We start from the raw sequence: 11,891 nt of genomic DNA, 5'->3' as shown, positions 1-11,891 counted from the left end.
TCAGGCGATTCTCGCCATGTGTTTTGAATTTTCTGTTCGAGGCGACATATGAAGCTCACCATCGAGCGCGCGATCCTGCTCAAGGCCCTTGGCCATGTTCAGGCCGTCGTTGAGCGCCGCAACACCATTCCGATCCTGTCCAACGTTCTGATCAACGCTTCTGACGGATTTGCCCGGTTCACCGCCACCGATCTTGATATGGAGATCGTGGAGGAAGCGGAAGCGCAGGTGGAGCGTGAAGGCTTGATCACTGCGCCAGCGCACACGCTTTATGAGATCGCCCGCAAATTGCCTGAAGGCAGTCAGGTGACCCTGGAGCTGGGCGGCGATGATCCGCGCATCCTGCTGTCAGCGGGACGGTCGCGCTTTAACCTGCCGATCCTGCCGCCGGGCGACTTCCCGGTGATGCCCAGCGAGGATCTGGCGGTCAGCTTCACCGCGCCCGCCAGCGAGATCGCCCGTCTGATCGACAAGACTCGGTTTGCGATCTCCACCGAAGAAACGCGGTATTACCTGAACGGCATCCATCTGCACGCCGCCGAGCGTGACGGTCGCAAGACCCTGCGCGCCGTGGCCACCGATGGCCATCGTCTGGCGCTGGCGGAAACCGATCTGCCGGACGGCGCCGCGGGCATGCCTGCCGTGATCGTGCCGCGCAAACCGATCCAGGAATTGCGCCGTCTGCTCGAGGATCTCGACGGTGATGTGGACGTGTCTGTCTCTGACGGCAAAATCCGCTTCCAGCTCGGCGCAGCGGTTCTGACCTCGAAACTGATCGACGGCACCTTCCCCGATTACGAGCGGGTGATCCCGCGCGGCAATGACAAAATCATGCGCGTGGACCGGGGGCCCTTCGCCCAGGCGGTGGACCGTGTGGCGACCATCAGCCAGGAAAAATCGCGGTCGGTGAAGCTTTCGCTCGCGCCCGGTCAGGTCACGCTCACGGTGAACAACCCTGAAAGCGGCGCCGCCAGTGAAGAACTGGTCGCCGACTATAGTGCGGATGAGATGACGATCGGCTTTAACGCCCGCTATCTGCTGGACGTGGCCAGCCAGATCGAAGGCGATGAAGCGATCTTCGAGCTGGCCGACTCCGGCTCGCCGACGCGCGTGACGGACTCTGGCGATACAGATGCGGAATATGTGCTGATGCCGCTGCGGGTGTGACCCTGGGCGGTTCTGACACCGGTGGGCCGGCCGTCACCCGGCTCAAGCTCACCGGATTTCGCAATTACGCCCGGCTCGATCTGAGCTTGGATGCGCGCCCGGTCGCCCTGTTCGGAGAGAACGGGTCTGGCAAGACCAATCTGGTTGAAGCGGTGTCCTTTCTGGGGCCGGGGCGCGGTTTGCGCGCCGCCGGGGCGGACGCCGTGCGCCGACGCACCACTGAAGGCGTCGATCCGCTTTGGGCGGTCTATGCCGAGGCGGTGACGCCGGAAGGTCCTGTGAGCCTGGCCACGGGCGCGGATCCCAACCAGCCGAGCCGTCGCCGGACCAGGCTCGACGGCGCGGCTGCGACCCAGACCGAGTTGGCGCGTTTGATCCCGATGCTGTGGCTGACCCCGCGCGAAGACCGGCTCTGGGCCGGGGCGCGATCTGACAGGCTGCGGTTTTTTGATCGGCTGGTGCTGGCTGCGGCGCCAGATCACGCCAGTTCGGCCAGCGCCTATGAGAAGTCCATGAAAGAGCGTCAGCGGCTTCTGGACCGCATGGCGGAGGGCGGTCGCGCCGATCCTGACTGGCTGAACGCGCTGGAAGCGGAAATGGCCGCCTCCGGCGTGGCGCTGGCGGCGGCGCGTCTGGATGCGCTGGCGCGGCTTCAGGACGAGATCGACACAAGGCCTGAGAGCCAATTTCCAAAAGCGGATCTGGCGCTCGACGGCGCGGTGGAGGCCCAGCTTGCTGAGGGGATGAAAGCCGGCGAGGCGGAAGACTGGTTCATGGCCGAATTGTCTCGGGTGCGTCCGCGCGACAGCGCGGCGGGCCGGGCGCTGACCGGTCCGCACCGCACTGAGCTGGAAGCCCGTCACCGCGCCAAGGATCAGCCCGCGTCCGATTGCTCGACGGGCGAACAAAAATCCATGGTTCTGGGTCTGGCCCTGGCGCAAGCGGCGGCGATCCGCCGGTTGTCAGGACGTGGTCCGGTGCTGATCTTTGACGAAGCCTGCGCGCATCTGGACGCCGCGCGCCGTGAAGGGCTGGCGGAGACTGTGCTCGATCTGGGCGTGCAGGCTTTCATGACCGGGGTGGAGCGCTCGTTGTTCTCCGCCTTTGGGAAAGGCGTTCAGGCGATTGAAGTGTCAGACGGCCACGCAGTTTGCGTGGATTGACTTGTCATCACGGCTGGATCGGAGTTCAACCTCTCTCATGAAAGGCGCAAAACCCGCACTCCAAACTCGGTCCCAGCAGACGCGCGACAAGCTGGTCGCTGCGCTTGAGCGATTATTGCGCGACAAGGCGTTTGAGAACATTTCCGTCGCCGAGATCGCCCGCGAGGCGGGCGTGTCCGTGGGCGCGGTCTACACAAGGTTTGAGAACAAGGACGCCTTCATCCCCGTCCTGTTCGAGCTCTACAAGGCGCGCCTCGACGATCACAAGTCGGAACAGTACGCCGAAGCGCAAAGCGATGATGATGAGAGCCTGCGCGGCGTGTTGCGCCGGACCTTGCGGGTGGGCGCGCAGTTCATGGCGCGCGAAGCGCATCTGATGCGGGCCGCGCATCTCTATGCGCATACACGCCCGGATCTGATCGGAGATGGCTGGGAGGCGATTTCCGAGGCGGGGCGCCAGTCTGTCGGCGCCTTGTATGATCATTTTGCATCCGAGATCACCCAGTCAGACCGGACGATAGCGGTTGAAACCCTGACCTATTTTCTCAATACGGCGTTGATCGAGGCGGGGCTCTATCCTGATCTCGGTCCGCCCGCGCCGCGGGGCCTGAGCCTTGAGGCGCTGGCGGAAGAGTTGGCGGATTTCGCCTGGGGGTATCTTACGGCGCCGCGCGACTGAGACGCTCGGCGGAGGGTTGGCTGAGATAGAGATACAGCCCGCCGACCACATCCGCCGCCACATGCACGACAATAGCCGGCCAGAGCGAGCCGGACAGCACGACCAGACCTGTCATGCCGATGGTGATGGGAATGATGCGGATCATCCCCGAGACGCCCTGATAGGTATGAAAGCCGATAAAGATGATCATGGAGGCGAGGGCGGCGATCCACAGCGGCAGGTAGAGCGCCAGCGCCCCCATCAGAAACCCGCGAAAGATGATCTCTTCATTCCAGCCCGCGCTGAAGGCCATCAGCTGGAACCGCCGGTGTTCGACCGGCGTGCGGGGCTGGATCATGTCGACGCCCTCCATGCCGGACAGGGCTTTGGCCATGGCTTCGCGACCTTCCTGAGTGCGCAGGGGGAGGAGCTGGCTCAGGAGAAACAGCGTCAGGGCGATCGCCGCCGCCCAGCTCAGCCAGCCGCGCCAGGCTTCAGGGCCGCTGAGGTTAGGCAAGATCAGGCCCAGTCCTGCCAGATCCCGACCCGACGCCATCCAGCACACAAGGCAGACACTGCCGAGCATCCACAGCATCAGGATGGTTTCAGTCATGGTCTTCAGCGTGTTCCGCGTTGCGCCGGCTTCGGTGCGACGTCGAGCGGCGCGTGTGCTGATTTCGGCGTAAATGAACGCGATCAGGATGGCTGCAAAGCCCGCACTCAGGGCGGGCTCCGCCGATATGGCCTCCCAGATTCCAGTCGTGGAGGGGAAAGGGGAAGACGGGGATGGCATGAGCATTCTCCAAACTGAATATGAATTCATATTCATATCTGACATGCTGACATGATTGTCAACTCAGAGCGTCCGAGTTGGGCAGGGATAGGGAGACTTTTACGAAATCAGCGAAGGCGCACGGCTAGCACTGCTAAGCGATCAGCGGATACTCGGTCTCGATCCGATAGAGATTGGGCGTATGGGGTTTGCGCGCCCAGCTTGAATACAAATGGAAGCGGTCCGCGGTGAAGGGTTCGGACTTGAACAGGCCCAGCCTTTGCTCAAAGCGCTGGATGCGGCCCACCTCAACATCCTTGTTGAGATAAGCGAGGGTCACATGGGGCAGATAGGCGCGCGTCTCCATCTTGATCCCGAGCGACAGGGCGGCTTTTCGGCAACGCCGAGCGAGATCGCTGAGGGCGGGATTTGGCGCGACGCCGAGCCAGAGTGCGCTGGGATCGCCGCCGCCAAACCGGCCTGCGCCCTGCAGGCGGAGCTCGAACGGCGCCAGATGGATTGTCCCGAGGGCGAGATCGAGCTCTTCAATGACGGGCTCGTCCAGCTCGCCATAATAGGCGAGGGTGATGTGCAGGTTTTCTCGCGGCCGCCAATTGGCGCCGGGCACGCCGGTCATCTCGGCGCAGGCTTGATCCAGGACGGTGTCAGGCAAGGGCAGGGCGGCGAAGATGCGAAGCGACATGGTCGCAGGGGGCATGGCCGAGCCGGATTCGTCAAGCATCTGCCCTGCATCAGGGATGAAATCCCTTTTAGAATAAGGGGTATTGGCGCATGTTCGCATCCGGTTTCACTTGAAACCTGAGCGCAAAACTCCGATATTCACACCGGACAGCGCGCAAAGGCGCGCAATAGTATCTCTGGTTGAGAAGGACATCATGAACCAGTTCTCGCACCCTGCTTACGGCGCACAGACGCTCGACACCTCTGTGGATGCCGGCCTGCGCAGCTTCATGCTGGGCGTTTACAACAAGATGGGCCTCGGCCTGCTGCTCTCTGCGGTCCTCGCCTTTGTGGCGGGCACGGTGGATCCGGTGACGGCGCTTGTGTTCAACTCGCCGCTGCGCCTGGTCGTGCAGTTCGGCCCGATCGCTTTGCTGTTCGGCTCCATGTTCTTCATGCGCAACCCCTCGCCCCTGGGCGCGGCGGTCCTCTACTGGGCTGTGGTCTCGCTGATCGGTACAGGCCTTGGCGTCTGGGTTCTGATGGCGACCTCGGGCATGACGGCGGAGACGCTGACCGGCTCCATCAACATCACCTTCGGCACGATCGCGCAGGCCTTCGTCATCACGGCGGCGGCCTTCTTCGGCCTGTCGCTTTATGGCTACACCACCAAGACGAACCTGCAGCCCATCGGCACCTTCCTGGTGATGGCGATGATCGGCGTGGTGCTGATCTCGCTGCTGAACGTGTTCTTCATGGAAAGCTCGGCCCTGCAATGGATCATCCAGTTCGCCATTCTGGGCCTGATGGCCGGCGTGGTGGCCTGGCAGACCCAGTCGCTGAAGCTGACCTATGTGGAAGCGCGCGGCGACCAGCGGTCCTTGAGCGTGCTGACCTATTACGGTGCTCTGAACCTCTACATCGCCTTCATCAACATGTTCCAGATCGTGCTGATGATGCTGGGCAACCGCGAATAAGCGGACCGGCGGATCGGACAGAGAAAAACCCCGGAGCCCTGCTCCGGGGTTTTTTGTGCCTGGTCCTCAGGAGCCGCTCCAGCTGAGCTTTTTGAGCTGGTTGTCGAACACCTTCAGCACGCTGGTCAGCTCATGGCCGCGCTTGAGAATGGCGCCGCCTGGCGCCACCACTTTCCACGCGCCCTGTTTGCGGGCGTCCGCGGGGGTTTTCACGATGCGGTAGATCGGGACCTCGGCGGCGTTCCTGAAAATCGAGAACTCCGCGCGATCCTTCAGCCCGTCAATCGCGTAGTCGCGCCATTCGCCGCCCGCCACCATCATCCCGTAAACTCTCAGGATCTGGTCCAGTTCAATGCGATGAAACATCACCCGGTCATCGCGGGGGCGGGGCGTGGGAAGGGGAGTTAATGCCATGTCTGCTCTGAATTACCCTTTAGTCCGGACCTTACGAAGTTTTCACAGTGCGCCGCAATCTCGCCTCATTTTCGTCCTTGCGCAGCCTAACCCCGTCAGCACTTTAAAGCTGTCGGCTGGCGCACACAAAGCCGCCTGATCTGGATTCACAGCCCCCCCAGCCCCCCGGGTCTGGAGGCTCGCGCCGGTCGACACCTTTCCCGTCTTGTTTGCGACTTGGAAATCTTCAGGCTTTGGTCACGGGAGCCTTGTAGAACACTGGTGTCAGGCGCTGAGGTAAGCTACGCCTGATACGCTCTTTTCCGCCGCCGCCGGGATGATAGTCCGCCCATGATCCGCGCCGATCGCCTGATCAAACGCTTTGCCGGCCATCTGGCCGTGGACGAGGTGTCGTTTCAGGTCGAGCGCGGCGAGGTGGTCGCGTTTCTCGGCCCTAACGGCGCCGGCAAATCCACAACCATGCGCATGCTGGCAGGCTGCCTGGAGCCTGACTCCGGTCAGGCGCTGATCGCCGATTTCGATTGTCATCTGAACCGGCGCACGGCGCAGAGCCATCTGGGTTATCTGCCTGAAGGCGCGCCTGCGTATCCGTCCATGACGGCGCGCGGCTTTGTCCGCTTCGGGTTGCGGGCGCGCGGCTATTCGGGCGCCAATCTCGACGAGGCGACCCGGGTTGCGCTGGACCGGGCGCGCCTGGGCGCCATGGCGGACAAACCGATCGGCGCCTTGTCCAAGGGCTATAAGCGCCGCGCTGCGCTGGCGGCGGCCATCGCCCATGATCCGCCCGTTCTGATCCTGGATGAACCCACCGACGGGCTCGACCCCAACCAGAAGGACGGCGTGCGCGCCCTGATCTCCGAGATGGCGCCCAAGAAGGCCATTCTGATCTCCACGCACCTGCTGGATGAGGTGGAGGCGATGTGTTCACGCGCCGTGGTGATCGCCGACGGCCGCATCAAGATGGATGGAACGCCCGCCGAGGTCGCGCGGATGGCGGGCGGCAGTCTCGAAAGCGCGTTCCGCGTGCTCACCCGCCCCCTGACAGACCCTGTGATCAGCGACGCTGCGGAGCCTCGCTCATGACGGGTCTGATCGCGGTCTATCGGCGTGAAGTGGCGGCGTATTTCGAGACGCCTCTGGCTTACGTGTTCCTGTCGGTCTTCGCCTTCGCGGCCCCCGCCTTCGCCTGGCGGGTGGGACGCTTGTTTGACACCGGCCGCGCCGATCTCAGCCCGCTTTTTGATTACATGCCCTGGCTGTTGCTTGTGTTGATGCCGGCGCTCGCCATGCGCGCCTGGGCGGAAGAACGTGACCGGGGCACGCTCGAGGTGCTGCTCGCCAGCCCGATCGCGCTTTATGAAATGGTGCTGGGCAAGTTTCTCGCCGCGCTCAGCGTCGCCTGTCTGGCCCTGATCCTGACCTTCCCCATGTGGGGAGCGATGAATTATCTCGGCAGTCCCGATAACGCCGCCATCGCCACCGCCTATCTGGGCGCGCTCTTGCTGGCGGGCGGGTATCTGGCGCTGGGACAGGCCCTTTCCGCCTCCACGCCCAATCAGGTGATCGCGTTCGTTCTGGGCGCCGGCGCGTGTTTTCTGGTGACGGTTTCGGGCGCGCCCTTCGTGCTGGACGCATTGTCCGCGCACCTGCCCGGCGCCGTGGCTGAGGCGCTGGCGGATCTGTCGGCGCTTGCGCGGTTTGACAGCCTGCGCCGGGGCGTGATCAGCCTGGCGGACATTCTCTACTTTCTCTCCCTGATGGGCCTTGGGCTCGGGCTCGCCATGGCGCTGATTGATGCGCGCCGGGGAGGCGGGCGATGAACCGCACGCGCTTCCTCTGGGCCATGATCGTCAGCCTGATCCTGGGCTTCGCCGGGTTGAACATGGCCTCTCGCATTCTGCTGGACGGCGCCCGGATCGACCTTACCGAACGCGGTCTCTATCAGCTCTCGGAAGGGACGCAGGACGTTCTCGACCGGCTGGACGAGCCGATGAGCCTTGATTTTTACTATTCGCGCGCGGACGCCGCGGGCTATCCCGAAGTGCGCGCTTATGGCGCGCGGGTGCGCGAGCTTTTGCGAACCCTGGCCGCACGCTCGGGCGGGGCCCTGCGCCTTGAAGAGATTGATCCCGCCCCGTTCTCGCCGGATGAAGACGCGGCCATCGCGTCCGGCTTGCAGCCGGTTCCGGTTGAGGGCGGCGGGCAGATCTTTTTTGGCCTGGTGGGCCGCAACGCGGTGGATGATGCGCGCATCATCGCTTTCTTCGACCCCCAGGACGAAGCCCGGCTGGAATACGAGATCGTGCGCCTGATCGCCGAGCTGGAACGCGCGCGCACGCCCCATCTGGCGATCATTTCCGACCTGCCCTTTGCGCCGGATCGCGAGGGTCGCAGCGGTAACCGCATCATCGACGAGCTGGGCGCGACCTATCAGCTGAGCTGGCTCGAGCCTGATTTTGACGCCATTCCAGACGACGCCGACGCCCTGTTGGTGATCCATCCGCCGATGATGAGCGAGACCCAGCTTTATCTGGTCGACCAGTTCATTCTGGCGCGGGGGCGGGCTCTGGTCGCGGTGGACCCGATGGCGCATCTGGCGCTCAAACCGGGGCCTGACGGCTTGCCTCCGCTGAACGCCCAGCGGGCGACCGATCTGGGGCGCCTGTTCGCCAGCTGGGGTGTGCTTTACGACCGCAACGCCGTGGCGATGGACGCTGAAACCGGGCTGCCCGTGCAGATCATAGAAGGCGGTCGCACGCGTATGCGCGCCTATCCGTTGTGGTTTTCGGTTCCGCCCTCGGGGCTGAACCAGACCTTGCCGAGCCTTGCGGGCTTGTCGCGCTCGGTCAATCTGGGCGCGCCGGGGGTCTTGGGTTTTGACGGCCAGTCCGAATTGAGCGCGACGCCGCTTCTGACCACCAGCGCCCAAGGAGCGCGTCTGGATGCGGACATCGCCGCGTCCAGCCCGTCGCCGGAAGAGCTGATGCGCGGTTTCGAGGCGGATCCGGATGCGCCCTTGCGGCTGGGCTTGCTGCTGGACGGAGTTTTGGCGACCGCATTTTCGGACGGGCCGCCCGCCGAAGACGGCGCACCGCTTAATCGAGCCCATCTTGATGAAAGCACGGGCCCCGGCGAAGTGATCGTGCTGGCCGATGTGGATCTGTTTGATCCCGCCTTTTTCCTGCGCGCCGATCCGGTGCAGGGCGAACAGGTGGTGGCGGACAATCTGGCGCTGGTGCTCAATCTGGTGGATCGGTTGGCGGGCGACCGCGCGCTGGTCTCGCTGCGGTCCCGGTCCAGTTCGAACCGTCCCATGACCCGGGTGGATGATCTGCGCACCCGGGCCGAGGCGCGCTATCTGACGCTTCAGGACACGCTTCAAGCCGAGCTGAGCGAGGCGGAAGGCCGGCTGGACGAGCTGACCCGTCTGGGTCGGGCTTCGGCGCTGGGCGGCGCAGGCAGCGATGACGCGGCCGAGGCGGACGCCCTACGCCTGCAGATTCTGGATGCGCGGGAACGCCTGCGGGAGATCGAGCGCGGGTTCCGGGTAGAGATCGATGCGCTGGAAAACCGGCTCTTGCTGTGGACCCTGTGGCTGCCGCCGCTGGTCGTTCTGGCGTTTGGCGTCATCGCGGCGCTCGTGCGCAGGAGGCGTCGCGCATGAGCGGTCACACCCCCCATAAACGCCGCGGCCTTCAGGCCCTGATCGCGCTGGTGCTGGCCTTGTCCTTACTGGGGCTGGGCGGCGTGGTAGTCTGGCGCGACGCTCGCATCGGACAGACGCCGGAGGTGTCCGGCCCGGTCGTTGAAGGCTGGGCTGCGCAAGCGAGCGCAGCGGCGCGTATCCAGATTGAAACCGCGGGCGCAAATTTCGTGATGGAAAAGCGCGGCGCGAGCTGGGTGATGGCGAGCCGCGGGGATTATCCCGTCCGCGCCGAACGCATCGCCGAGCTGGACGCCATGCTGCAAGGCTTGAGCTTTACCGAAGCCATGACCCGCGATGCGGACAAGTTTGACCGGCTTGGGCTGGGCGATCCTGAAACCGGCGGCGCCGGGGTGCGGATTACCGTCTCTGACGCTGAGGGGGGGCTGATCGCTGATCTGATCACCGGGCGCTTGCGCGACGAGGGCGGCGTTTATGTGCGGCGGCCCGGCGGCGCGCGCGCCTATGCGGCGTCCGGCCCGGTGATTGACCCGGCGCTGTTGGGTGATCCGGGGCGCTGGATGGGGCTTGAGTTCTGGAGCCATGAGGCGTCAGCGATTGCGCGCGCCGAGATCCAGCCTGAGTTCGGCTCGAGCTGGCGGGTGATGCGAGCCGGCGAGGCGCAGCGCTATTACGAGCTGCGCGAGCCGACAGGCTGGCGTCTGGTGACCGCCGGGGCCGCCAATGGCGTGGCGACGGCGGGCGCGCAATTGCGCTTTCGCGACGTCAAACCCGATCAGGAACTGGTGGGCGCCTATGTCTCCCGCCACGCCGCGGTGACGTTTTCGGGCCTCGCCTATGAAATGCTGTTCTTTGCCGAGGGTGAGGCGCGCTGGGTGACCATCGAGCTGGCGGCTTTGGCGGATGATGCCGCGCCGCGCGCCGATCATTTCAATGCGCAGGTCCAGGGTTGGGCGTTTCTGGTCAGCGAAGACGCCTATGAGCGCCTGACCCGCGGCCTTGATCAGGTGGCGGAGCCCACGAATTAACCCCTATTAACTTTTGACCGCTTCAGGCCTGCGCCACAGTGACCGCAGGACAATCGGTCGGGAGGCGTTGATGGGGTTCAAATACAGTCTGTTGGGGGCCGCCTTGTGCGTGCTGAGCGCGGGCGCGCAGGCGCAGGATGGCGTCTCTGACCGTCAGATCGAGGCGATGGCGCGGCTCGCGCCTTTGGCCGGCGATTGGGTGGTGACCGGACAAGTCATGGGCCCGGATGGCATGCAGGCGCTTGATCCAGGCGAGGCCCAAACCCGGTTCGTGTTCAATGATCGCGGCCTGGAGGAGAACGCCCATATCGATCTGGGCGCCGACGGATCCACCCATCTGCGCACCCTGTTCAGCTATGATCCCTATCGCGAGCTCTACCGTTTGAGCGTCATGGATGACGCCTACGGGCTGCTGGACATCTATGAGGGTGATTTCGATGACGAGGGGCGGCTGGTCGCCACCAATCTGCGACCCGACACGTCCTATCCCATTGAGGGCGGACAGCTTCATTTCAAGCTGGTCTATGATTTCACCCATGCGGACGGGCATGAATTCGACATTTATATGAGCGCGGATCGCGGCGAGAGCTGGTCGCTCTATTTCGATCAGGACTACGCCCCCGCCAACTAGGCGTCAGGGCAGCCGGGCGGCGGTGAGGATGCGGCCGCCCGGGCCATCCTGCACGAGCACCACGGCGTTGAGGCCCTCAGCGGGTTCAGGCAGCCCATAGGCTGCGTCTCCCCCGGTCCAGTCCGCCAGCTTCTCAACCGAGCGCACCATGTTGAAATGGGTCATGCGCAGGCCGGCGTTGCGGCCGCTTTCGATCTGGCGCTCTTCAATGCCCGGCATGTACTGCACCAGCCAGAGTTCGGCGGGCGTCGTGCGCGCGCCCTCAAGGGACAGGCTGTATGCGCCGTCTTCGGTTTCGCGGATCTCCGCTGTGGGCAGCGGCGCGCTGTCTTCAAGCGCCGCGGTGATGCGCGCGGGATCAAAGCGGAGCTGTTCGGGCGCGCCATTGATGACGAAGTGCGGGGTGTAGACCCGCATGGCCTCGCCGGCGTCCACATAGGCCTTCTGACGATCAACAAACTCCGGCATGGCGAACTGGTCCGCCCAGCCATAGGCGTCCCAGTAATTCACCCCCCAGGCCAGGGCGATCACGTCCTCGCGAGCGCCGAAATCCGCCAGCAGCTGATTGGCGGCGGGGCAGAGCGGGCAGCCTTGCGAGGTAAAGAGCTCCACCACGATCACCGCGTCCGGCGCCGCACGCACGGATGCGTCCGCCGCCGGTGCGGGCGGGGTGGAATGGGCCTGAAACAGAAGGGCCAGAACGGAGAACCAGGTCAGCATAAATGCTTACTACCCC

General features: G+C 64.3%; 13 protein-coding genes. 9 read left to right on the top strand and 4 right to left on the bottom strand.

Annotated features, from left to right (window positions below; genetic code table 11):
* Positions 1 to 48: 48 nt before the first annotated feature.
* Genes dnaN through G405_RS0106670 form a run of 3 tightly spaced genes read left to right on the top strand, consistent with a single transcriptional unit; the run spans position 49 to position 3,009 of the window.
* Positions 49 to 1,167 carry a DNA polymerase III subunit beta gene (gene dnaN / locus G405_RS0106680; RefSeq protein WP_022700739.1) on the top strand — a complete coding sequence of 373 codons (1,119 nt, stop codon included), beginning with the start codon at positions 49 to 51 and terminating at the stop codon, positions 1,165 to 1,167.
* Positions 1,164 to 2,330 (top strand): DNA replication/repair protein RecF, encoded by a 1,167-nt coding sequence (gene recF, locus G405_RS0106675; RefSeq protein ID WP_022700738.1) that lies wholly within the window; start codon positions 1,164 to 1,166, stop codon positions 2,328 to 2,330. The genes dnaN and recF overlap by 4 nt, the downstream gene beginning before the upstream one ends.
* A 37-nt stretch (positions 2,331 to 2,367) precedes the next feature.
* Positions 2,368 to 3,009 carry a TetR/AcrR family transcriptional regulator gene (locus G405_RS0106670; RefSeq protein WP_022700737.1) on the top strand — a complete coding sequence of 214 codons (642 nt, stop codon included), beginning with the start codon at positions 2,368 to 2,370 and terminating at the stop codon, positions 3,007 to 3,009.
* On the opposite strand, the gene G405_RS0106665 is transcribed toward G405_RS0106670, so the two are convergent.
* Both G405_RS0106665 and thpR read right to left on the bottom strand, forming a co-directional pair.
* Positions 2,990 to 3,781 (bottom strand): CPBP family intramembrane glutamic endopeptidase, encoded by a 792-nt coding sequence (locus G405_RS0106665; protein ID WP_169447501.1) that lies wholly within the window; start codon positions 3,779 to 3,781, stop codon positions 2,990 to 2,992. The two genes, G405_RS0106670 and G405_RS0106665, sit on opposite strands and share 20 nt — an antisense overlap.
* Positions 3,782 to 3,914: 133 nt before the next feature.
* Positions 3,915 to 4,502 (bottom strand): RNA 2',3'-cyclic phosphodiesterase, encoded by a 588-nt coding sequence (gene thpR / locus G405_RS0106655; RefSeq protein ID WP_022700734.1) that lies wholly within the window; start codon positions 4,500 to 4,502, stop codon positions 3,915 to 3,917.
* A gap of 154 nt (positions 4,503 to 4,656) precedes the next feature.
* On the opposite strand from thpR, the gene G405_RS0106650 reads away from it, so the two are divergent.
* Positions 4,657 to 5,418: a Bax inhibitor-1/YccA family protein gene (locus G405_RS0106650; RefSeq protein WP_022700733.1), complete on the top strand. Its 762-nt coding sequence runs from the start codon at positions 4,657 to 4,659 to the stop codon at positions 5,416 to 5,418.
* 66 nt (positions 5,419 to 5,484) lie between these two features.
* Here the strand turns inward: G405_RS0106650 and G405_RS15230 are convergent, their stop codons facing one another.
* Positions 5,485 to 5,832 carry a DUF2794 domain-containing protein gene (locus G405_RS15230; RefSeq protein ID WP_022700732.1) on the bottom strand — a complete coding sequence of 116 codons (348 nt, stop codon included), beginning with the start codon at positions 5,830 to 5,832 and terminating at the stop codon, positions 5,485 to 5,487.
* A 330-nt stretch (positions 5,833 to 6,162) separates the two neighbouring features.
* Between G405_RS15230 and G405_RS0106640 the strand changes: the two genes are divergently transcribed.
* The 5 genes from G405_RS0106640 to G405_RS0106620 all read left to right on the top strand — a co-directional run bounded on the left by G405_RS0106640 (position 6,163) and on the right by G405_RS0106620 (position 11,155).
* Positions 6,163 to 6,915: an ABC transporter ATP-binding protein gene (locus tag G405_RS0106640; protein WP_022700731.1), complete on the top strand. Its 753-nt coding sequence runs from the start codon at positions 6,163 to 6,165 to the stop codon at positions 6,913 to 6,915.
* Positions 6,912 to 7,652, top strand: a complete 741-nt coding sequence (locus G405_RS0106635; protein ID WP_022700730.1) for an ABC transporter permease — start codon at positions 6,912 to 6,914, stop codon at positions 7,650 to 7,652. Before G405_RS0106640 ends, G405_RS0106635 begins: the two co-directional genes overlap by 4 nt.
* Entirely contained in the window at positions 7,649 to 9,496 is a 1,848-nt protein-coding gene (locus tag G405_RS0106630; protein ID WP_022700729.1) for a GldG family protein, read from the top strand. The genes G405_RS0106635 and G405_RS0106630 overlap by 4 nt, the downstream gene beginning before the upstream one ends.
* Positions 9,493 to 10,524 carry a DUF4340 domain-containing protein gene (locus G405_RS0106625; protein WP_022700728.1) on the top strand — a complete coding sequence of 344 codons (1,032 nt, stop codon included), beginning with the start codon at positions 9,493 to 9,495 and terminating at the stop codon, positions 10,522 to 10,524. The genes G405_RS0106630 and G405_RS0106625 overlap by 4 nt, the downstream gene beginning before the upstream one ends.
* Before the next feature lie 70 nt (positions 10,525 to 10,594).
* A complete protein-coding gene (locus G405_RS0106620; protein WP_022700727.1) occupies positions 10,595 to 11,155 on the top strand; it encodes a DUF1579 family protein in 561 nt (186 codons plus the stop codon).
* Positions 11,156 to 11,158: 3 nt separating this feature from the next.
* Here the strand turns inward: G405_RS0106620 and G405_RS15225 are convergent, their stop codons facing one another.
* Complete coding sequence (locus tag G405_RS15225) at positions 11,159 to 11,875, bottom strand: DUF1223 domain-containing protein (protein ID WP_022700726.1); 717 nt, start codon at positions 11,873 to 11,875, stop codon at positions 11,159 to 11,161.
* Between the last annotated feature and the right edge of the window lie 16 nt (positions 11,876 to 11,891).

This window comes from Oceanicaulis alexandrii DSM 11625, assembly GCF_000420265.1.
Taxonomy (GTDB): Bacteria; Pseudomonadota; Alphaproteobacteria; order Caulobacterales; family Maricaulaceae; genus Oceanicaulis; species Oceanicaulis alexandrii.
The sequence above is the reverse complement of the archived record's forward strand: the minus strand, read 5'-3'. Positions and strand labels throughout refer to the sequence as shown.